Annotated in this window: 21 protein-coding genes; 14 read left to right on the plus strand and 7 right to left on the minus strand. The window is 70.9% G+C overall.

Annotation, left to right across the window (positions count from 1 at the left end; genetic code table 11):
- Nucleotides 1–107 precede the first annotated feature (107 nt).
- Nucleotides 108–1,442 carry an MFS family transporter gene (locus O0S08_RS31365; RefSeq protein WP_269033036.1) on the minus strand — a complete coding sequence of 445 codons (1,335 nt, stop codon included), beginning with the start codon at nt 1,440–1,442 and terminating at the stop codon, nt 108–110.
- Nucleotides 1,443–1,839: 397 nt separating this feature from the next.
- On the opposite strand from O0S08_RS31365, the gene O0S08_RS31370 reads away from it, so the two are divergent.
- Complete coding sequence (locus O0S08_RS31370; RefSeq protein ID WP_269033037.1) at nt 1,840–1,998, plus strand: hypothetical protein; 159 nt, start codon at nt 1,840–1,842, stop codon at nt 1,996–1,998.
- Between the two features lie 17 nt (nt 1,999–2,015).
- Here O0S08_RS31370 and O0S08_RS31375 read toward each other — a convergent pair whose 3' ends face one another.
- Nucleotides 2,016–2,951: a sigma-54 interaction domain-containing protein gene (locus O0S08_RS31375; RefSeq protein ID WP_269033038.1), complete on the minus strand. Its 936-nt coding sequence runs from the start codon at nt 2,949–2,951 to the stop codon at nt 2,016–2,018.
- Between the two features lie 173 nt (nt 2,952–3,124).
- Here O0S08_RS31375 and O0S08_RS31380 point away from each other — a divergent pair, with 173 nt between their 5' ends.
- Nucleotides 3,125–3,535: a hypothetical protein gene (locus O0S08_RS31380; RefSeq protein ID WP_269033039.1), complete on the plus strand. Its 411-nt coding sequence runs from the start codon at nt 3,125–3,127 to the stop codon at nt 3,533–3,535.
- A 48-nt stretch (nt 3,536–3,583) separates the two neighbouring features.
- On the opposite strand, the gene O0S08_RS31385 is transcribed toward O0S08_RS31380, so the two are convergent.
- Nucleotides 3,584–4,606 carry an ATP-binding protein gene (locus O0S08_RS31385; RefSeq protein ID WP_269033040.1) on the minus strand — a complete coding sequence of 341 codons (1,023 nt, stop codon included), beginning with the start codon at nt 4,604–4,606 and terminating at the stop codon, nt 3,584–3,586.
- Between the two features lie 276 nt (nt 4,607–4,882).
- The gene (locus O0S08_RS31390; protein ID WP_269033041.1) at nt 4,883–5,254 is read right to left on the minus strand and encodes a response regulator; all 372 of its coding nucleotides are present in this window, start codon (nt 5,252–5,254) and stop codon (nt 4,883–4,885) included.
- Nucleotides 5,255–5,491: 237 nt separating this feature from the next.
- Between O0S08_RS31390 and O0S08_RS31395 the strand changes: the two genes are divergently transcribed.
- A complete protein-coding gene (locus tag O0S08_RS31395) occupies nt 5,492–6,196 on the plus strand; it encodes a PAS domain-containing protein (protein WP_269033042.1) in 705 nt (234 codons plus the stop codon).
- Nucleotides 6,197–6,262: 66 nt separating this feature from the next.
- On the opposite strand, the gene O0S08_RS31400 is transcribed toward O0S08_RS31395, so the two are convergent.
- Nucleotides 6,263–6,859, minus strand: coding sequence for a glutathione S-transferase (locus tag O0S08_RS31400; RefSeq protein ID WP_269033043.1), 597 nt, complete (start codon nt 6,857–6,859; stop codon nt 6,263–6,265).
- 205 nt (nt 6,860–7,064) lie between these two features.
- On the opposite strand from O0S08_RS31400, the gene O0S08_RS31405 reads away from it, so the two are divergent.
- The 5 genes from O0S08_RS31405 (at nt 7,065) to O0S08_RS31425 (ending at nt 11,080) form a co-directional block, all read left to right on the plus strand.
- A complete protein-coding gene (locus tag O0S08_RS31405; protein ID WP_269033044.1) occupies nt 7,065–7,421 on the plus strand; it encodes a helix-turn-helix domain-containing protein in 357 nt (118 codons plus the stop codon).
- A 52-nt stretch (nt 7,422–7,473) separates the two neighbouring features.
- Complete coding sequence (locus O0S08_RS31410; RefSeq protein ID WP_269033045.1) at nt 7,474–7,953, plus strand: hypothetical protein; 480 nt, start codon at nt 7,474–7,476, stop codon at nt 7,951–7,953.
- 351 nt (nt 7,954–8,304) lie between these two features.
- Nucleotides 8,305–8,916 carry a radical SAM protein gene (locus O0S08_RS31415; RefSeq protein ID WP_269033046.1) on the plus strand — a complete coding sequence of 204 codons (612 nt, stop codon included), beginning with the start codon at nt 8,305–8,307 and terminating at the stop codon, nt 8,914–8,916.
- Between the two features lie 140 nt (nt 8,917–9,056).
- Nucleotides 9,057–10,613, plus strand: coding sequence for a carboxypeptidase-like regulatory domain-containing protein (locus O0S08_RS31420; protein ID WP_269033047.1), 1,557 nt, complete (start codon nt 9,057–9,059; stop codon nt 10,611–10,613).
- Between the two features lie 59 nt (nt 10,614–10,672).
- Nucleotides 10,673–11,080, plus strand: coding sequence for a GFA family protein (locus O0S08_RS31425; protein ID WP_269033048.1), 408 nt, complete (start codon nt 10,673–10,675; stop codon nt 11,078–11,080).
- 5 nt (nt 11,081–11,085) lie between these two features.
- Here O0S08_RS31425 and O0S08_RS31430 read toward each other — a convergent pair whose 3' ends face one another.
- Nucleotides 11,086–11,718: a hypothetical protein gene (locus O0S08_RS31430; protein WP_269033049.1), complete on the minus strand. Its 633-nt coding sequence runs from the start codon at nt 11,716–11,718 to the stop codon at nt 11,086–11,088.
- 8 nt (nt 11,719–11,726) lie between these two features.
- Nucleotides 11,727–12,983 carry a hypothetical protein gene (locus tag O0S08_RS31435; RefSeq protein ID WP_269033050.1) on the minus strand — a complete coding sequence of 419 codons (1,257 nt, stop codon included), beginning with the start codon at nt 12,981–12,983 and terminating at the stop codon, nt 11,727–11,729.
- A 446-nt stretch (nt 12,984–13,429) separates the two neighbouring features.
- Between O0S08_RS31435 and O0S08_RS31440 the strand changes: the two genes are divergently transcribed.
- The 6 genes from O0S08_RS31440 (at nt 13,430) to glf (ending at nt 21,392) form a co-directional block, all read left to right on the plus strand.
- Nucleotides 13,430–14,701, plus strand: a complete 1,272-nt coding sequence (locus O0S08_RS31440) for an aspartate aminotransferase family protein (protein WP_269033051.1) — start codon at nt 13,430–13,432, stop codon at nt 14,699–14,701.
- Between the two features lie 340 nt (nt 14,702–15,041).
- A complete protein-coding gene (locus tag O0S08_RS31445; protein WP_269033052.1) occupies nt 15,042–16,883 on the plus strand; it encodes a glycoside hydrolase family 2 protein in 1,842 nt (613 codons plus the stop codon).
- Between the two features lies 1 nt (nt 16,884).
- Nucleotides 16,885–17,967: a galactose-1-phosphate uridylyltransferase gene (gene galT, locus O0S08_RS31450; protein WP_269033053.1), complete on the plus strand. Its 1,083-nt coding sequence runs from the start codon at nt 16,885–16,887 to the stop codon at nt 17,965–17,967.
- Nucleotides 17,960–19,090 carry a galactokinase gene (gene galK, locus O0S08_RS31455; RefSeq protein WP_269033054.1) on the plus strand — a complete coding sequence of 377 codons (1,131 nt, stop codon included), beginning with the start codon at nt 17,960–17,962 and terminating at the stop codon, nt 19,088–19,090. Before galT ends, galK begins: the two co-directional genes overlap by 8 nt.
- Complete coding sequence (locus O0S08_RS31460) at nt 19,087–20,319, plus strand: glycosyltransferase family 1 protein (RefSeq protein ID WP_269033055.1); 1,233 nt, start codon at nt 19,087–19,089, stop codon at nt 20,317–20,319. The genes galK and O0S08_RS31460 overlap by 4 nt, the downstream gene beginning before the upstream one ends.
- Entirely contained in the window at nt 20,304–21,392 is a 1,089-nt protein-coding gene (gene glf, locus O0S08_RS31465; protein WP_269033056.1) for a UDP-galactopyranose mutase, read from the plus strand. Before O0S08_RS31460 ends, glf begins: the two co-directional genes overlap by 16 nt.
- The last annotated feature ends 2 nt before the right edge of the window (nt 21,393–21,394 follow it).

Raw genomic sequence — 21,394 nt, forward strand, 5'->3', positions numbered from 1 at the left:
GCGCACTCCCCGCGATTCGCATCGCGCCGCGCTCGAGCTCCTGCCGTCAATCGCCATCGCGGGACCGTACCGTCGTCCCGCTCATGCTCGCAGCCAGGACCGCCGCCTCACGGATCGTGGTGCAGATAGCTCGCCTGCCGCGGCAGCCGCAGGCTGACCAGGAACGTGATCACCATCATCGCGGTGACGTACCAGAAGAACGCCGATTCGTAGCCCAGCGACTTGAGGCCCAGCGCCACGTACTCCGCCGAGCCGCCGAAGATCGCGTTCGCCACGGCATAGGCCAGGCCGACGCCGAGGGCCCGCACCTCCGGCGGGAACATCTCCGCCTTCACGATGCCGCTGATCGAGGTGTAGAGGCTCACGATCGCCAGCGCGAGCAGGATCAGGACGAAGGCCATCACCGGGCTGGTCGTATTCTGCAAGGCCGTCAGGATCGGCACCGTGGCCACCGCGCCGAGGGAGCCGAACAGCAGCATGCTGCTCCGCCGGCCGATCCGGTCCGACAGCGCGCCGAAGAACGGCTGCATGCACATGTACAGGAACAGCGCGCACGTCATCACGTAGCTCGCCGTCCGGATCGGCAGGTGCACCGTATTCACCAGGTACTTCTGCATATACGTGGTGAAGGTGTAGAAGATGAGCGATCCGCCGGCGGTGTAGCCCAGCACCGTGAGGAAGGCCGCCCGGTGGTGGCGGAGCAGGCCGGCCACGCTGCCCGCCTCCGCGTCGGCTTTGGCCTCCTCGCTCTGCGTCTCGTGCAGCCTGCGGCGCAGCAGCAGGGCGACCACCGCCGCCGCCGCGCCGAGCACGAACGGGATCCGCCAGCCCCAGGCCTTGAGCTCGGCGTCGGTCAGCAGGTTCTCGAGCGCCACGATCACCATCACCGCGAGGAGCTGTCCGCCGATCAGCGTCACGTACTGAAACGAAGAGAAGAAGCCGCGCCGCCCCTTGAGCGCCACCTCGCTCATATAGGTCGCGGTGGTCCCGTATTCGCCGCCCACCGACAGGCCCTGGAACAGCCGGCACACCAGCAGCATGAACGGCGCCCACGCCCCGATCTGCGCGTACGTCGGCAGGCAGGCGATCACCAGCGAGCCGGCGCACATCATGACGACGGAGATCAACATCGACGTCTTGCGCCCGACCCGGTCGGCGATGCGCCCGAACAGCCAGCCGCCGATCGGCCGCATCAGGAAGCCGGCCGCGAACACTCCGGCGGTGTTCAACAATTGCGCGGTCGGATTCGACTGGGGAAAGAACGCCGGCGCGAAGTACAGCGCCGAGAAGGCGTACACGTAGAAATCGAACCACTCGACCAGGTTGCCCGACGACGCCGCCATGATGGCGAAGATCCGGTGGCGTCGATCCTCGTCGGCGGCGTCAGGCAGGGGCGAAGAGACGGCCGACTGGCCTCCGGAGGTCGACGTGAATGCCTTCATGGTCTGGTCGTGCCCGGCGAAAGATACTGCGGCCGCCCAGGGTGCCACATGCGGCCGAGCCGCGGACATTTTTTCAAAGCCCTTCATGCCACAGTGCACGCCGCCTGCAGCGCCGCTGCCTGGGCGCCGCCGTCGCTCGAGGTCGCCGCCGGCGACAGACGCCGGCTCGTCGCGGCCGCCCGGCGGGCGCTCGCGGCGCTCGCCATCACCGCAGCGCTCGCTCGCCGCGACCTGCGGCAGGCGTCGGACGCGTTCGTCGAAGGCTCGCGACCTCGACGCCGAGAGCGCCGCCCCCGTGACGGCGCGGAGCACCGTCTGTCTCTTCGGACAGGACTACCCCGGCCCGGCCGGCCGCCCGCGCAGTTGCCAATCGCCAGCGTCGGCCCATGACGATCGCGTGGCCACGAGCAACAAGATCCCCATCCTTACCATCGTGCTGGTGGGAATCGGACTCATCGTGACGATCTTCGGCATCCGCTACATTCGGGCCAACCCCGGCGATCGCGGCACGAGCCAGGACGATTCCCCCGCGGCCGCGGCTCCCCACACGCGATGAGCCCGACGCCTCGCCGCTCAAGCCGGCCTCGGGACGCGGACCTGGCCGGTGGCGATGTAGCGCTGAATGGTCCGCGGGCTGATCCGCAGGCGGGCGGCCGCCCGGCGCGTATCGCCGCCCGCCTGCGTCAGCGCGACCTCGACAATTTTGAGGAGCATCGCGTCGAGGCCGTCGTCGAGCGAGAGCACCAGCGGCTCGGACGCGCCGGCAGCCATCTCCTCGACCGCCTGCGCGTGGAGGTGTTCGGGCAGGTCGCGCAGGCGGACCTGGCGACCGCTGCGGAGCAGGCACAGCCTCTCGATGACGTTGCGGAGCTCGCGGACGTTGCCTGGCCAGTCGTACTGCAGGAGGATCGCCCGGACCGGACGCGTGAGCCGGGGCGGCTCGACCTTGTGGCGCGCGGTCGTCTCGGCGATGAACTGACGGATCAGCGGCACGATCGCCGAGCGGCGCTCGCGGAGCGGCGGGACGTGCAACGTGACGCCCTCGATGCGGTAGTAGAGGTCGGCCCGGAAGCGGCCCGCGCGGACGTCCTGCGCGAGCGGCCGCAACGTCGCGCACATCAGGCGCACGTCGGCCTCGAGCTTGGTGGTCCCGCCGACTCGCATGAATCGCCGGTTGTCGAGGAAGCGGAGGATCTTCGCCTGCATCGCCGCCGGCATCTCGCCGATCTCGTCGAAGAACAGCGTGCCGCCGTCGGCGGCCTCGACCTTGCCGCGCGCTCGCTCGCTCGCGCCGGTGAACGCGCCGCGCTCGTGGCCGAACAACTCGCTCTCGAACAGGGACTCCGGGATCGCCGCGCAGTTGATCGGCACGAAGGGCCCGTGGCGCCGGTCCGACAGCTCGTGGGCGCGACGCGCGAGCACCTCCTTCCCCACCCCGCTCTCGCCGATGAACGTCAGCATCACCTGCTTGTCGGCGACCGAGCGCAGCACTCGATCGAGTCGACGCATGACGGCGGACTGCAAGATCGGGGCAAAAGCGGCGACAGTTTGTCGTTTCTTCGCCATGTCCACCTCAAGATACGCCCCTTCCCGTCGCTTCGTCCGCTCCGGCTCGCAGAAAGCCTCCACGAGCCGCTCCGAGCCGCCCTTCAGGCGTGGCACACATCCTGCACTACGGGCGTGTGACCTGCTTCCAAGGCACCAAGAACTACCTCGGGGTGGTGTTGCTGATCAGCGCGGCGGCCAGCCTGACCCACGTCGGGGAGTTGCTGCGCCGCTTCGGCTTCGAAGTGCACGAGCTCTGCAGGATCCCCACTGCCGCGCAGATGGTCGATCACGACGCCCACGCCGTCCGCCTGGCGATCGTCGACGAGGCCCTCTACGTCGGCGCCGGCGTCGACCCCCTCTCCCTGCTCCGCGAGATGCCGTCGCGGGCGCCGCTCCTGATCGTGCAGCAGAGCGCCGCGCGTCGGGACGACTCCGGGGCCGCGACCTCGACGCGTTGTCACTACCTCCCGCCCAGCTTCTCGCCGCTCGACCTGACCCTCACGATCGTCGACGCCCTGAATGCGCCGCCGAGCTGCGAGAACTGATCGCGTGAAGCGCCGCGATCGCGCGCCGGTCGGCGCTCGCGGGGAGTGCTAGCGCTTGCGGCGAGCCGGCCAGTGGAACCACGCGACGAAGGTATCGCGGATCAACCGGGCGCCGAGGTACGCGCGGAGCAGGGCCTCTCGGGTCGAGCCGAGGCCGTAGCCGTGGCTGACGATGTCGCTGCAGATCTGCAGGCCGATGCCGTGGCCGTCGGTCGTATAGCGGCTGGCGAAGATCTGGCCGAAGTCGTCGCCGAGGTCGGCGACGAGGCGGGCCCGGTGCTCCGACGAGACCTGATTGCTGATCACGAAGCGGAGGTCGGTCTCGCGTGATTCGGAGAGCGGGAACACCTGGACGTGGACCACCGCGTCGGCGGCGAAGCGGGCCGCGTTATTGATCAGGTTGTACATCACTCGGTCGAGCGCCGCGAATTCCATGCAGCACTCCGATACGGTCCCGCTGAACTCGCAGGCCATCTCGACCCGCACCGGGCGAGCGCCGGCGGCTCCGTAGGGGATGCCGGCCCACTTCTCCAGCAGCAGCGACGCGTCGTGCTCGAGCGGCGCCAGGTCGACCGCATGGCCGGCGGGGTCGAGGTCGGGCAGCGCGTTGCGCATGATCTTGAGGTGGTCACGGACCAGGAAGAAGATGCGCTCGACGTCCTCGGTCCCCGCCTCGTCGGCCTCGCACAGATCGAGGTGCATCAGCAGTCCGGTGAGGCTGCCGCCGCGGACGTCGTGATAGACCTTGCGCACCGCCATCGGCGTGTCCTCGGCGACCAGCGCCGCCCCGAGGCCGCGGATCTGCTCGCCCAACCCGCCATAGTCCTGGCGCGCCAGCTCCTCCCGCAGCAGCACCAGGGCGCGGCCCGGATCGTCGAAGCCGCGGACGATCGCCAGCAGCGCGAGCAGGAAATCGTAGAGCCGTCGCACCACCTGCGTATCGCCCGGCGTCAGATCGCCGACCGAGGCGAAGACAGTGTCTCCGACGTAGGGGAGCGGTCGCGGGAGGATCTCCGCCGGCGACGCAAGAGCGAGCAGTTCGGGACGCGTGAGCGGCGAAGCGAGATCCATGGCGCGTGCGATGCTGCCTCCAATACCGTGAGCCTGCAAGTCGCACCCGCACGAGTGCGGCTCGCAGGCACCATCGCCCACCGTGCAAGGTCTGTGGCGAGGTTGTTCAATGTTCAATGTCGAGCTCCACTGGCCTCATACGGTCGAGGCCGCTGGCGGCGACCCGGCGTGCCGTTCAATGTCTGTACTCCTCGTAGAAGGTTTTTCAGCGATCGCCCGGACGCGACGATTGGCCGCACGATCGCGCGAATCACCGCAGGACGCCCCTCGCGGACATCAACCGCGCTGGCCCGGCGGAGGGCCGCAGTAGCGCCGCACCAGCCCCAGCAGGAGGTCGAAGTCGACCGGCTTGCGGACGAACGCGACCCCGCCCGGGGCGGTCTTCGGGTGCCCCGCGGCCATGACGAGGACCGGCAGCGCGACGATGCGATCCTCGCTCTGCAGGACGTCGACGACGTCCCAATCGCCGAGGACCGGCATCATCAGATCGATCAGGACCAGGCACGGGTCACGGTCGGAGCGGCGCAGGAAGTTCAGCGCCTCCTCGCCGCTGTTGGCCTCCTCGACGATGTATCCCTCGCTGCGGAGGAGCCGGGCGGTGACACCACGAATTTCGGAATCGTCTTCGATGAAAAGAATCGTGGGCATGATCGCCGGGAACCTAGCAGACGTTTCGCGGGGCGCCTGCAGCCCGTTCGGCCGCGTCGCGCATCCAGCGCAGACCCGCGATCGCGCGAGCGGCCTCAGCCGCAGTAGCCCGGACACCTGCCGGCCAATCCCCTCGTCCGCCGGCGCGCGGCCCGCGAGCGGTCCACAGAGGGTTGACCGGCTTCACACTGCGTCTCGAAGCAGTCCCCCCGAAGCATGCTAACCTGGGCCGAGTTGATGACGGACGAAGGGCCTCACTCTCGCGGCGATGCTCGTACCCGCCTCGCTGCGATCGTGGACGACGCGCATGACGCGATCCTGAGCAAGTCGCTCGACGGCACGATCCTCTCGTGGAACCGCGGTGCGGAGCGCATGTTCGGCTATTCGGCCCACGAGGCGATCGGTCGCCCGATCTCCTTGCTCGTGCCGGCGGACCGCCTCGACGAGGAAGCCCAGGTGACCGCCCGAATCAGCGCAGGTGACGCGCCCCCGCCGTTCGACAGCGAGCGGCGACGAAAAGACGGCCTGCTCGCCGCCGTCGCCCTCGCCGTCTCCCCGCTCCGGGACGAGCACGGCCAGGTCGTCGGCACCTCGATCATCGCCCGCGAGCGCGTCGAGGGCACCCGCCAGGAGTACGATCTCACCGCCCCGTTCGACAGCCTGCGTCACTCCGATCCGGCGATGGCCGCGCTCCTCGTCGCCCTGGAAGACGATCTGCGCAACCGGCTCCACGTCGTCACCATCTCCGCACATTTGCTGGCCCGCAGCGCAGGCGACCTTTCGTCCGCCGCGACCGCGCGCGAGCTCCTGGCCCGCCAGGCGAGCGAGCTCCCGCGCCTCATCCACCTGTTCACCGAAACCGCCGCCGGGCTCGACGAGACGGCCTCGGAGCGCAAGGAGGCGGCCGAACCGGCCGTCACCGACCTCGCCTCGCTGGCCTGACGCGGCGCCAATCCCACGACAAGCGCCGACAGGACAGGTCCGAAAGGACAGGTCCTTCCGGTCCTGTCACGAGTCGCCGGGCAGGCAGTGGCGCGTGGCGACGAACGACGGCCGCCGCTCCATGACCGCGGTGAACGCGGCGAGGCGAGGTCGGCCCGACCGCCAGTCGCGCTCCGGCCAGCGGAAATCACAATACCCGGGCAGCAGCGCCGCGCAGATCTCCGCGAAGCCCGGCGCGGTAGGATCGAGCCGCTCGCCTTCGAGCGAAGCGAACGCCGCCTCGACCGCCGCCACCAGCCGCCCGCGCACCGGATCCGGCTCTCCGCGCCGTTCACCCGCGAACAGCCGGCCAGCGGCCGAACACGCGTCGGCGGCCAGCGCCTGCAACCGCAGCGCGCGCCAGCGCCGATCGCCGTCCTGCGGGACCAGCCGGCGCCCCGCGCACGCGTCGAAGTAATCGCAGATCACCGCGCTGTCGTAGAGCGGCTCGCCGTCGTCGCGGATCAGCGTGGGCACCTTGGCCAGCGGATTCATCGCCCGCAGGCGCTCGTCGGTCCACGGATCGGTCTCGACCATGACGATTCGCTCGACCAGGCCGAGCTCGTGGGCGACGATGCGAGCCTTGCGGGCGAACGGCGAGGTCGACGCGAAGAAGAGTTGCACCTGCCGAGGGTGAAGAGGCGCCACGCTCGTCGCAACCATTCCGGCTCCAGTCGCCGGCAGCGCCTCTCGGCGCAGAGCGCGAACTCAGGCCCGTCGAGCTTTGCGGCGCCGCCGACGCCGCGCCAAAAACAGCTCAGAACATCGTTCGTACTGGAATCGCGCCCTGAACCTTCTCGCGCCATTAGCGCCATGTTACTGCACAAACATGCAGTATGCGAGCACCCCCCACCCGCCTCTGCAGGGGGCCGAGGTGGCGACTCAGATCATTCGCGAATGGGCAGCCGAGGGTCTCTTGCCCGGCCGCGCGCGCCGGGCCCGCGCCCGCGAATCGGCGGAGCCGCCGGCGGATTCGCAGCAGAGCACGGCAGGGGTCGGCGGTCCGATCGTGCTCGACAGCTACAACCTCGAGGCGGCCGAGCGCCGGCTGTGCGAGCGGGCCCTCGCGGCCGCGGGCTCCCTCGTCCACGCAGCGGCGGCGCTCGGCATCACGCGCCATTCGCTGAAGCGACGGATCGTCAAGCTCGGCATCGCCTGGCCGCGCGACGACGAAGCCCGGCCGTGACGGCGCGACGCGATTGACCCGTGCGGCGATCCCTCGCATCCTCGCGACGATCATGTCCCTCGCCGGCACCGCGCTCGTGTACCTGCTCGTCGCGGCGGCGACGGGCGCAGTGGTGGCGGCGTGGACCTACGCGGACACCCTCGACGCCTATCCGTGGTACCTGCTGCTCGGGCTCGGAGCCGCGGTCGCGGCGGCGGCCTGGCGATGGTCGCCCGCGTGCGGCGAACGAGCGCGCGAGCTCCTCGGCTGGCTGCTGTTCGCCACGCCGGCGTGGTTCCTCGCGGCCGGGCTGTTCGCCAACGCCTGGCTCGATCGCTCGCCGCCGCAGCGCCACGCCTCCGAGGTGCTGCGCGTCCTCGGCAACAGCCGCGGCGCCGCCACCATCGTGGTGCGCGACTTCCGGGACGGCGGCGAGCTGCAGCGCACCGACGCGCTGTTCGCCGCCCACCGGCCGGGCCAGCGGCTCACGATCGTCACGCGCCCGGGCCTGTTCGGCTGGACCCGCATCGAGGCCGTCGAGACCGCGCCCTGACGCGGACCGCATCTTCGCGAGCTCGCCGTGACGGTGGGTCGCCGTCCTCGACGTCCGCCGGCTGCGTGGGCAGCCGCGACCCCAACTCTCGCCCCCACCCCGCGGCTGTCGATTTCGTAATACGCAGGAATTGCGCGTTCGCGAATTCGTCACCGACCGGGCTCGGCCGCGACCTGTCGGACATAAGCGCGTCAATCCATGAAATGCCGCGTGCCGGAGACCGCGAATCGCAAAAGAGCCGCGCGGGGTTGGGCGCCCACGGGCGCCCACGGGCGCCCGCGCGGCAGCCACCTCACAATAGGCAGTCTCGCGCCGTGGGTTCGCGCCGCAGATTCTGTTATCATCAGTCGTATGGAAGCAGCTCGGACGGTCGCCTTGCTCGACGTACCATTTCGGGTGCTCGGCCCCACGCCGCTGGCTCCGTATCGCCTCGGCGCCCGGCTGCGGGCCGCCGGCGTGACCGTGCGCGTGCAAGATCTGAGGCCCGTCCTGGTCGCCAAGATCGGTCGCGGCGCCTACCGCGAGCTCAGCGAGAACTTCGAGGTCGGCAAATTCTGTGAGTGGCTGTTCTCGAGCTACGCGTATGACGAGCTCGCCGGCCCCGCCGACGACGTCTTCCTCGAGCAATTCGCGGCCGACCTCGAGCCGCTGCGCGTCGTCGGCGAGCCGCGCCGGTGGTTGCGGCGAATTCGCGACGAGGTCGTCCCCGAATTTTTGCAGGACGCCTGCGCCAGCGTCGAGGCCGCGGGCGTGCCTGCCGCCATCGGCTTCACCTGCGAGTCGTTTCAGACCACCGCCGCCCTCGCCGTCGGCCGCTGGCTCAAGCGCCGTCACCCGCAGCTCAAGTTGGTCCTCGGCGGCAACCGCGTGGCGTTCTGCCCCGCGCCGTGGATCGACGCGGTCTCGCCGACGGGCACCGACGAGCTGCTCGTCCCGCTGATCCAGGCGCTCGTCGCCGGGTGAGCGCGTGACGCCATCGCGCTGCTGCGGACGCCTCCTCGCGACATGGACGAGGGCGACATGGGCGAGGCCGACATGGGCGAGGCCGACCCCGCCCGGTCGCGCCGCTTGCCGGCTTCGCCGGGGCCGGGCATAAATCGCGCATGCATCCGCGCGGCTGGGTATGGTGGATCGGCGGCGTCGCGCTGCAGTCGTTCGTCGCCTGTCCCGCGAGCGAAGGCAGCCAGGACCCCTCGTCCGCGACCAGCCCGACCTCCGCCGCGACGACCAGCACGACCTCGACCGGCGACGAACAGCCCGACCCCACGACCTCGACGACCTCGACGACCTCCTCGTCCGCGAGCCCCACGACGACGACCTCCACGCTCACCAGCGACGATCCCTCGACCAGCACCACCGACTCGACCGCCGACGACTCCATCGTCGCCCTGCAGATCGATCCGCCCCAGCTCGTCGTCACCGTCGCCAGCGGCTGGTCGTTCCCGCAGCAGTTCACGGTGGTGGGGCTCACCCAGGACGACACGCCCGTCCCGGTCGACGCGCAGTGGAGCCTCGACGCGCCCGCGCTCGGCACCATCACCCGGCACGGCGGCGCCTTCCAGGCCAGCAACACTGCAGCGGGCAGCGCCACGATCACCGCCGGCGCGGCCGGCCTCGAGGCCACCGCGCAGGTCACAGTCGAGCTCGCGGGCGACTTCCCGGGCTGCCCGCCGCGACCGCCGCTGACCGACGGCGAGCCGACCCCGGGCGCCTTCGTCAAGGTCGTCGCCCCCGAGTATCAGGGCACCGGCGTCTACCACGGCCTCTACCTCCCGCCCGACTGGCAGCCCGGTCGTCGCTACCCCGTCATCGTCGAATCGCCGTGCAATCAGTACGACGATTTCACCGGCAAGGTCGACGACGCCGCTCTCGGCTATCACCTCGGCGGCTGTCGCCACTTCGTCTGGCTGGTCCTGCCCTACCTCGAAAACGGCGCCAACCTCGATTACGGCTGGGGCGACGTCCCGGCGACGATCGCCTACTGGCAGACCAACGTCGCCCGCACGATCGAAGCCTGGGGCGTCGATTCGGGCGCGGTGGTCGTCGCCGGCTTCTCGCGCGGCGCCATCGGCACCAGCTTCATCGGCCTCCACAACGACGGCATCGCCGACGCCTGGCTCGGGTTCGTGATGCACAGCCACGCCGACGTCGTCACGCCGCTGACCCCCGATCAGGGCGCAGGCTCGGCCGCGCGAATGGAGCGCGTCCGCGGCCGGGCCTCGTGGCTGTCGTGGGGCGCCGCCGGCGACGGCGGAGCGGCCAACAGCCTCAAGGGCGTCGACCTGCTCGGCTCGTTCGGCTATCCGGTGACCACTCTGGCGGTCCCCGGCGTCGGTCACACCGACGCGTGGCTGGCCGACGACGCGGCCTCGCGCCAGACCGCCCAGCAGTGGCTGTTCGCCACCGTGGCCGCGCGTCCCGGCACGCACGCGATCCGCGGGCGCGTGGTCGACGGCGGCGGCCAGGGCGTCGCCGACGCGCGGATCGCCTCGGGCGCCCGCGTCGCCTGGACCGACGCCCACGGCCATTACGCCCTCCTCGGCCTGGTCCCCGGCCTGCGCGAGGTCGCGTGCACCCACCCCGAGCTCACCTGTTCGAAGAGCCAGACGATCGACATCACCGCCGATCACGCCGACGACGTCGACTTCGTCGCCGAGTGATCGCCGCTTCGCTGCCTCGCGTTTGCGACGACGCGCGCCCCCGGGCTACGCTCGCGCGCATGCGTTCTCGAACCGCCTCCTGTTCTTGCGGCCAGCTGCGCGTCGAGGTCCAGGGTGAACCACTCGGGACCGGCGTCTGCCATTGCCTCGCCTGTCAGCGGCGGACCGGCAGCGTGTTCGCGGCCCTGGCCGCCTTCGCCGCCCCCTACACGATCGTCGGCACGTTCACCGAGTACGTCCGCGCCGGCGACCAGGGCGCCCGCTTCAGGTTCCGGTTCTGCCCGGTGTGCGGCACGACCGTGTGCCACACCGAAGAGGGCCACGAGCAGTCGTCGATCGCCGTCGCCGTCGGCGCCTTCGCCGACCCGAGCTTCCCTGCCCCGCAAGACTCGGTCTACGACTGCCGGCGGCACCCGTGGGTGCGGCTGCCGCCGGACGTCGTGACCTACGACCGGGACCCGACCTGAGCGGCCTACGGCTTGGTGCGCTTCGTCCCCGCCACGAGCGAGGTCCGGCGCAGCGCTCGCAGCTTCTTCAGCGTCGCCGCCTTCGTGCGCAGCAGCTTGACCGCCTTGACCAGCGCGGTCCGGGTGGGCGACGTCGCCGCCGCGGTCGCGACGCCCGCGAGCGCCTCCGTGTTCGCCAGCGACTGCTCGGCCAGCAGCCACGCGACGTCGAGCAGCATGCGCTCGCGTCCCCTGGCATCGACCGAGCCCGCCAGCAGCGGCCCCTGAATCAACCCCATGTCGAGGAAGTGGGCCGCGCGGCTCGCCGGACTGACGTAGAGGGCCGGCAGCTGGAGCTTGACGAGTAGCGCCTCGAACACCTGCACCCGCTCGGTGTGCAGCTCGGCCACCGTCTCGTAGGTCTTGCGCCGCGAGGTCCGCTCGGTCTGGCTGGCCGCCGCGAGGGCGGCGCCGGCGGCCTCGCGTTCGTGCATGGCCATCGCGCTCAGCAGATCGGCCACCACGACGCCGTCGAGCTTCGCCTGCTTCCCGATCGCCTTGAGCTGCGCCAGCGGCACCACTTGCGCCGCCGAGATCACCGTCATGCCCTCGGGCCGCCCGACGCCGCCCTTGTCCTTCGTTATCGCCAGGGTTGCCATGAGTCCTCCTATTCCTCCGCCTCGTCGGCGACGTCCTGCGAATCGTCGTGGGCGCGCGAGCGCAGCGCCGGGATGGGGTGCGGGCCTTCGGTGGTCAGGCGGAAGTCGTCGCCGAACTTCTCCACGTGGCGCTCGATGACCGCCTCGCTGGGCACCTCGATGCCGCCGTTCACGGCCGCCTGGTACTTGAAGTAGCGCGCGTCGGCGGGCAGCGACACCAGCGGGACGAAGTCGAGCCCGACCGCCGTGAGGCCGACCTGGGCCTTCAGCACCTCGCGGATGTACTGCTTGTTCGCCTCGAAGCGCGTCGGCTCCGGCAACTCCACCGGCAGCAGCTCCGCCGGCTCCATCCCCTCGTAGCGCCGCAGCATCTCCCCCGCCACCCGCACGTGCTCGATCTCCATCGCCAGGTGGAGCTCCCACAGCTTGCGGATCCGCGGGTCCGGCTCGTCGTTCATGAACGACCAGTACAGGTAGCACTCGTTGTAGTGGTGGTAGAGCTCGCGCTGGAACCACGATTCCAGCGGGTCGAGCAGCGACTCGTACTGCGTCACGTGCTGCTCCTCGATCTCGGCGATCTCGAGGTAGAGCCCGCGCGCCAGCGGCGGCACGTAGGTCGGCCCGACGTTCATGTAGAAGTTCATCGTCTGCTGCTCGGCCGCGACGATCGTCATCGCGTGCAGGCGCGACAGCGGGTCGACCGTGTGCAGGTCGTAGTGGCGGCGGACCTCGTCGTACGGGTGGCGGTGCTGGGCGATCGTCGGCCGGCCCGGCATGACCTCGGTCAAGTTGCCGACGATCTCGTGCACGCGCCCCGGCCCCTCGACCAGGTCGATGAGGTTGGCGTAGCGGTACAGGTGATCGAAGTCCTCGAGCAGGCCGAAATTGAGCACCTGGCGCAGGTACGGGTTCGGCTCGTGGCGGGCGAGCCAGGCGGTCAGATCGATCGCCACCTGCTCGTAGGCCAGGGTGGTCTCGAGCACGCTCTGGTCCCCGGGGAGCAGCCAGTTCACCGCCTTCTGCTGCTGCTGGTCGACGCGCCGCACCAGCGCGAGCTGGCGCTTCACCGCCCAGTTGTCGGTGTTGCGCGCGAATTGATGGGAGAAGAGGATGGACTCGGCCTCGATGCCGTTCATCACGATCACCCGCGCCCGCGTGTACGGGTGCACGTCGCGCTTGTCGAACGGCTCGACGTTGAGCTCCGACCAATTGCGGATCTGCTTCTCGAGCGGGATCCCTTGCTCGGCGAGCGGATTGAAAGCCATGGAGACACTCCTTCATCCCCGATGAGGCCGCGCTGTTTCGCGCCGCGCGTCCGTGGGGAGCGCCTCGATCGGTAACACCGGCCCCTCGCGCCGCCACTCGCTCGCTCGCCGCGGTGTCGCGACCTGCCGCGAATCGTCGCGCCGCCCTCGCCGGCGAGTACGAGCATTCGTGCGGAGTGTCCGCTCGCCGCGATCGTGGCAGCGCAATCATCGCTGCCGATCGTGGTGCGCTGATTCGCCCCGCCGCACGGGTCGCGGCGAGCCGCGCCGCCGCGGGTCCGCGAGCCGGCGATCGGGGCGCGCCGAGAGCCCGGGAAGACCCGGGCCGTCGGCGGCGGACCCGCGAGTCTCGCCCGGCCTCCGCGGTCCGCCGGCATCGCCCGCGTGTGGCGCCGTCGGCAGCGGCCGGGGTGCGTCGCTCGCGATTGCTGGCACACCCCGTCGCCGTGAATCCCCTCGACCTCGCCCCCTCGCCTCGAACCTTCACCGCCTCGCAGGAGCTGCTGAGCCGCGCCCGCTCGCTCATCCCCGGCGGCTATCACCTGTCCGGCCGGCCGCTGGTGACCCCCGCCGATTCGCCGATGTACTTCGAGCGCGGCGCCGGCTGCCGGGTGTGGGACGTCGACGGCCACGAATACATCGACTTCGTCATGGCATACGGCCCGCTGCTGCTCGGCTACGCCCACGAGGAGGTCGACCGCGCCGCCTTCGAGCAGGCCCGGCGCGGCAACCTGCTGACCCTCAATCACCCGCTGCACCTCCGATTCGTCGAACGCCTGGTCGCGCGCTTCCCCGGGGCCGAGATGGGCGCCTTCTTCAAGACCGGCTCCGAGGCGACCACCGCCGCCCTGCGGCTGTCGCGACGCGCGACCGGTCGCCGCCGCGTCGCCCGCTGCGGCTATCACGGGTGGCACGATTGGTGCCTCCCGCTGGCCGACTTCGTCCCGGACGGCCTCGATCGCCAGGTCCTCGAATTCCGGCCCGACGAGCCCGAATCGCTGCACGAGCTGCTGCGGGCCCACGGGGACGAGGTCGCGGCGGTGATCCTCGCGCCCGAGATGATGCCCTCGTCGCGCCCCGAGCTCGCGCGTCGGTTCGCCGAGCTGGCGCGCGAGCACGGCGCGGTGTTCATCCTCGACGAGATCAAGACCGGCCTGCGGATCCACCCGGGCTCGTTTCAGCAGTGGGCCGGCGTCGTCCCCGACCTCACCACCCTCAGCAAGGCGCTCGGCAACGGCTGGCCGGTCGCCGCGGTGGTCGGCCGCCGCGACATCATGCGCCACGGCGCCGAGCTGCACATGTCGGCCACCTACCACGGCGAGACCACCGGCATCGCCGCCGCGCTCGCCACCCTCGACGTCCTCGACCGCTCGGACGTCACCGGCCACGTCTGGCGGCTGGGCGAGCGGCTCATCGCCGGTCTGCAGGCCGCCGCCGATCGCCACCGCGTGCCGGCGCTGGCCTACGGCGAGCCGCTGCCGCCGATGCCGTTCCTGCGCTTCACCCACGCCGACCCGCGGGTGCGCGACGCGATCGCGGCGACCTTCTACACCGAGATGCTGCAGCGCGGGATCTTGCTGCACCCGCGCCACCTCTGGTTCGTCAGCGCGGCCCACGGCGACGACGACATCACCCGCACGCTCGCCGCCGCCGAGGCCGCGATGGCCGCGGTGCGGGCCCGGCATCGGCCGTCGCTGGACCCGCCGGCCGGCGCGTGACCGGCCGTGGTGGCATCATTGGCGAGCCGCGAGATTGGCATGAGCGCCCCGGCGGCGCCGCGTCGGCGCCGCCTGGGAACTACCCTTGCGACCCGAGCCGCGGCTTTTTTACGCCCGGCCTCGCTTGTCAGCGAAGAAACCTGGCCCATGCTCGGCGGACCATCGCCCGCGAATCGAGGTCTCCATCCATGCCGACCGAGCGAGCCCTCGAGCACCGCGGCGAGCGGCCGTCAGGCGCCCCGCCCGGCGAGCCCGAGCGTCTGCTGCCGCGGCCCGATCGAGCTCCGGACGACCGGCGGGTCGACCGCGAGGGCGCCGCGTAATCACCCCAGAGCTTGTCGTGCCGCCACCGTCGAATACGACCCCCCACGCCGCGCCGCCGAGCCGCGGTTATCCGCGCCCGCTGCTGCGCCGCGCCGACGAGACCTGGGTCAGCCTCGACGGCCCGTGGGAGTTCGCCCTCGATCGAACGGGCCAATGGCGGCACCCCGGCGAGGTCGAGTGGCAGGGCTCGATCGAGGTCCCGTTCGCGCCGGAGACCGAGCGCAGCGGCATCGGCGAGCGCGGCTACTTCGTCGCCTGCTGGTATCGCCGCCACCTGATCCTCCCGGCCGCCTCGCCGCACGAGCGGCTGTTCGTGCGCTTCGGCGCCGTCGACCACGGCGCCACGGTGTGGATCGACGGCGCCCAGGTGGCCGCGCACGAGGGCGGCTACACCCCGTTCTCGGTCGACGTCACGCGGGCGGACGGCGCCGACAATTCGATCGAGCTCGTCGTGCGCGCCGTCGACGACCCGCACGACCTCGCGCGGCCGCGCGGCAAGCAGGACTGGCAGGAGCACCCGCACTCGATCTGGTATCAGCGCACCACCGGCATCTGGCAGACAGTGTGGCTCGAGCGCGTGCCCGACGTGCACATCGCCCACCTGCGCTGGACCTCGAACCTCTACCGGTGGGAGATCGGCTTCTCGACCCTGATCGCCGGCCTCGTCCCGCCGACCTTCAGCGTGCGCCTGCGCCTCTACAGCGGCGATCGGGTGCTCGTCGACGACCGGTATCAGTGCACCCACAACGACCTGCACCGGCGGATCCCGCTGTCGGATCCGGGCATCGACGACGCCCGCAACGAGCTGCTGTGGTGTCCGGACTCGCCCAACCTCCTCTCGGCGGAGATCGAGCTCGTCGACGGCCAGGGGCAGGTCGTCGACGACGTGCGCAGCTACACCGCCCTGCGCACGATCGCCGTCCACCGCGATCAGATCCTGCTCAACGGCCGGCCGATCCGCCTGCGCCTGATCCTCGACCAGGGCTACTGGCCCGACACCGGCCTGACCGCGCCCGACGACGCCGCGCTGCGGCGGGACGTCGAGCTCGTCCTGGCCATGGGCTTCAACGGGGTGCGCAAGCACCAGAAGATCGAAGATCCGCGCTACCTCTACTGGGCCGATCGCCTGGGGCTGCTGGTATGGGAGGAGATGCCGAGCGCGTATCGCTTCACCGGTCGCTCGGTCCAGGCGCTCATCCACGAGTGGATTCAGGTGCTGGCGCGCGACAGCAGCCACCCTTGCATCGTCGCGTGGGTGCCGTTCAACGAGTCGTGGGGCGTCCCCAACCTGCCCGACAACCCGTCCGAGCGTCACTACGTCACTGCGCTCTACCACTTGACCCGGACCCTCGACCCCAATCGGCCGGTCGTCGGCAACGACGGGTGGGAGAGCGTCGCCACCGACATCATCGGCATCCACGACTACGAGGTCGACCCCGAGCGGATGCTGGCCCGCTATCAGGCCCCGAACGTGCGCAACAACCTCTACGAGCGCGAGCGCTTCGGCGGCCGCGAGCTCGTGCTCGGCGACTTCCAGAGCTTCGACCACCCCGTGGTCCTGTCGGAGTTCGGCGGGATCGCCTTCTCCGACGACCGCCACAAGACCTGGGGCTACAGCCGCAGCAACGACGCCAGCGAGCTCGAGCGCCGCCTGCACGCCCTGTTCACCGTCGTGCGCGCCCAGGACATCCTCGCCGGCTATTGTTATACGCAGTTCGCCGATACGTATCAGGAGGCCAACGGCCTCCTGTACGCCGACCGCACGCCCAAGCTGCCGCTCGAGCGGATCGCCGCGCTCAACGGCCTCGGGCCGCCGACCCCGCACGACGACCACGGCCACCAGGGACAGGAGGTCTAGCGTGTTCAAGCGCAGCCTCGTCAAGCCCGACGGCCGCATGCTCCACCTCTACGGCCGCACCTCGCTCCCGCCCGAGTGCGACGTCGACGGCCCGCGCGGCGGACAGGGCGGCTCACACATGCGCTGGCACCCGCTGCGCGCCGAATGGGTGGTGTACGCGACCCACCGGCAGACCCGCACCTTCTTGCCGCCGCCGGAGTATAACCCGCTGCTGCCGTCGAGCGACCCGGCGCAGCCGACCGAGGTCCCGGGCTGTCCGTGGGACGTCGCGGTGTTCGACAACTTGTACCCCTCCCTGTCCGCGGAGGTCGGCGTGCCGCCGAAGCAGCTCGTCGACACCGCCCCGGGCGTGGGCGCGTGCGAGGTCGTCGTCTTCTCGCGCGACCCCAAGCAATCACTGGGGCGCCTGCCGCTGGCGCAGATCGAGCTCATCCTCGACGTCTGGGCCGACCGCACCGGCGAGCTCGGCCGGCGCGGCGACATCGCCTACGTGTTCCCGTTCGAGAACCGCGGCGTCGAGGTCGGCGTCACCCTGCACCACCCGCACGGCCAGATCTACGCCTACCCGTTCGTGCCGCCGATCCCGGCGCGTCAGCTGGCGCAGGAGAAGCAGTACCACGCGCTCCACGGCCGCAACCTCGCGCTCGAGCTGCTCGCCGCCGAGCTCGCCGCCGACGAGCGGATCCTCTACAGCGGCCCGCGGGCGGTCGCCCTCGTGCCCGTGTGCGCCCGCTACGCCTACGAGGTGTGGGTCACCCCGCGCGTGCCGTGCCCGTCGTTCCTCGGCCTCGACCTCGAGGTCCGCGCCGACCTGGCGCGCGCCCTCAAGACCACGCTGCTCAAGTACGACGGCCTGTGGGACCGCCCGTTCCCCTACGTGATGGCCTGCTACCAGGCCCCGTGCGACGACGAGCTGCACCCGGAGACCCAGCTGCGCATCGAGTTCTACCCGCCGTATCGCATGCCCGGCCGGCTCAAGTACCTCGCCGGCACGGAGCTCGGCGCCGGGGTGTTCACCGCCGAGACGCTGCCCGAGCAGAAGGCCGCGGAGCTGCGGGCGGTCGAGGTGAAGCTCGATGACTGATCACGACGTGTTCGCCGAGCTGTACGGCCACAGCAGCGAGACGTGCGCCAGCGCGCCGGGCCGCGTCAACCTGATCGGCGATCACACCGACTACAACGGCGGCTTCGTCCTGCCGACCGCGCTGCCGCAGCGCACCCGCGTGCAGCTGCGAGGCCGCGACGATCGCCGCGTGCGGGCCGCGAGCGCCCAGCGGCCCGGGGTCGTCGGCTACGAGCTCGGCGCGGAGCACAAGACCGGCGGCTGGCTCGACTACGTGCAGGGGATCACGACGATCCTCGCCGCCGAGGGGCGGCCGCTCGCCGGCTTCGAGCTCTACGTCGACTCCGACGTACCCGTCGGCAGCGGCCTGTCGTCCAGCGCCGCCCTCGAGGTCGCGCTGCTGCGTGGCCTGCGAAAGCTGCTCTCGCTCGGCCTCGACGACGACGTCGTGGCCGCGCTGGCCCACCGGGCCGAGACCGAATTCGTCGGCGCCCCGGTCGGCATCATGGACCAGCTGGTGTGCAGCAAGGGCGACGAGAGCACCGCCCTGTTCATCGACACGCGCTCGCTGGTCGTCGAGCCGATCGCGCTCCCGCCCGACCTCGGCCTGGTCGTCATCGACTCCGGCGTGCCGCACGATCACAGCACCGGCGATTATCGGAAGCGTCGCGCCGAGTGCGAGCAGGCCGCGGCGCTGCTCGGCGTGTGGCAGCTGCGCGACGTCGAGGCCGGCGACCCGCGGATCGCGGGCTTGCCCGAGCCGCTGGCGCGGCGCACCCGCCACGTCGTCGAGGAGAACCAGCGGGTCCTCGACGCCGTGCGCGCGCTGTCTGCCGCGGACCTGCCCGCGCTGGGGCGACTGTTCGACGAATCACACCGGTCGATGCGCGACGACTTCGAGGTCTCGCTGCCGGCCATCGATCTGCTGGTGGCCCTGGCCCGGCGCCACCCCGCGGTCCTCGGCGCGCGCCTCACCGGCGGAGGCTTCGGCGGCGCGGTCGTCATCCTCACCCTGCGGGCCCACACCGCCGCCGTGGCGCTGGACGTCGTCGCCGCGTATTCGGCGATCCTCCCGCGCGAGCCAATGGTCATACTCCCATGGTTGCACGCACAACAGAACCATCCCATGAACCTGGAATCATGAGCAACCTCGAGCAAGACCGGAGCGCCCCGCGGCGCGACCGCGATCGTGACCGCGACCGCGACGTCGACCCGCCGCGGGCCCTCGCGGACTACGACCTCGTGTGTCTGTCGCACCTCCGCTGGGACTTCGTCTACCAGCGCCCGCAGCACCTGCTGTCGCGCTGCGCGCGGGCGCGGCGGGTGTTCTTCGTCGAGGAGCCGGTCCGCGGCGACAGCGTGCCGCGGCTCGAGTGCAGCCGCCGCGACTGCGGCGTCACCGTGGTGGTCCCGCACCTGCCGGGCGACCTCGACGACGACGAGACCGAGATGTTGCTGCGCTGCCTCGTCGACGACCTGCTCGCCGACCAGCGGCTGACCCATTACGTGCTCTGGTATTACACGCCGATGGCGCTCGGCTTCACCGGCCACCTCGCGCCGCTCGCCACCGTGTACGATTGCATGGACGAGCTGTCGGCCTTCTGGGGCGCCCCGCGGGCCCTGTGCGAGCGCGAGCGCGACCTGCTGCGCACCGCCGACCTCGTGTTCACCGGCGGCCGCAGCCTGTACGAGGCCAAGCGCGCGCTGCGGCCGGGCGCGCACCTGTTCCCCAGCAGCATCGACGTCCCGCACTTCCGCCGGGCCCGCGCGCGCCAGTCCGAGCCGCCCGACCAGGCCGCGCTCGGCCGGCCGCGGCTCGGCTACTTCGGGGTCATCGACGAGCGCATCGACCTCGACCTGCTGGCGGCCGCCGCCGATCTGCGGCCGGACTTCACCTTCGTCATGGTCGGCCCGGTCGCCAAGATCGACCCGGCCGCGCTGCCGTGCCGGCCCAACATCCATTACCTCGGCCAGAAGCCGTACGCGGAGCTGCCGGCCTACATCGCCGGCTGGGACGTCGCCCTCATGCCGTTCGCCCGCAACGAGTCGACGCGCTTCATCAGCCCGACCAAGACCCCCGAGTACCTGGCCTCCGGGCGGCCGGTCGTGGCCACCTCGATCCGCGACGTCGTCGACCCGTACGGCCGCGAGGGCCTGGTCGCCATCGCCGACACCCCGGCCGACTTCGTCGCCGCCGCCCTGCGCGCCCTGCAGCCGTCGCGGCGCGCGGAGTGGCTGCAGCAGGTCGACGCCTTCCTCGCCCGCGGCTCGTGGGACCGCACCTGGGCGCAGATGGAGTCGCTGATCGGCGCCGCCGTGCGGGCCAACCGGGCGGCCGGCTCGCCGAGGATCGATCCATGTTCGACTACCTGATCGTGGGCGCCGGCTTCGCCGGCAGCGTGCTCGCCGAGCGGCTCGCGGCCGACGCGGGCAAGCGGGTGCTGCTCGTCGATCGGCGGCCGCACATCGGCGGCAACGCCTACGATCATTACGACGACGCCGGCCTGTTGGTCCACAAGTACGGGCCGCACATCTTCCACACCAACTCGCGCGAGGTGTTCGACTACCTCGGTCGATTCACCGCCTGGCGCCCCTACGAGCACCGCGTCCTCGCCAGCGTCGACGGCCAGCTGCTGCCGATCCCCATCAACCTCGACACCGTCAATCGCCTCTACGGCCTCGGCCTGACCGCGCTCGAGCTCGAGCAGTTCTTCGCCGCCCGGGCCGAGCCCGTCGAGTCGGTGCGCACCTCCGAAGACGTGATCGTCAGCCGCATAGGCCGCGAGCTCTACACCAAGTTCTTCCGCGGCTACACGCGCAAGCAGTGGGGCCTCGACCCCGGCGAGCTCGACGCCTCGGTGACCGCGCGGGTGCCGATCCGCCTCAACCGCGACGACCGCTACTTCAGCGACACCTACCAGGCGATGCCCAGCCGCGGCTACACCCGCCTGTTCGATCGCATGCTGGCGCACCCGAACATCAAGGTCCTGCTGGGCGCCGATTACCGCGACGTCGCCCACGAGGTGTCGTTCCGCCAGATGATCTACACCGGCCCCGTCGACGAGTTCTTCGACTACCGCTTCGGCAAGCTGCCGTACCGCTCGCTGCGCTTCGACCACCAGACCTTCGACCGCCCGACCTTCCAGCCCGCCCCGGTCGTCAACTACCCCAACGAGCACCCGTACACGCGGATCACCGAGTTCAAGTACCTCACCGGGCAAGAGCACCCCAAGACCAGCGTCGTCTACGAGTACCCGTGCGACGACGGGGACCCCTACTACCCGGTCCCCCGGCCCGAGAACGCCGAGCTGTACCGCCGCTACAAGGCCCTCGCCGACGCCACCCCGGGGGTCCACTTCGCCGGGCGGCTCGCCACCTACCGCTATTACAACATGGACCAGGTGGTCGCCCAGGCGCTGACTCTGTACGCCCGGCTGCGCGAATAACG

The organism is Nannocystis punicea (assembly GCF_026965555.1).
GTDB lineage: Bacteria > Myxococcota_A > Polyangia > Nannocystales > Nannocystaceae > Nannocystis > Nannocystis punicea.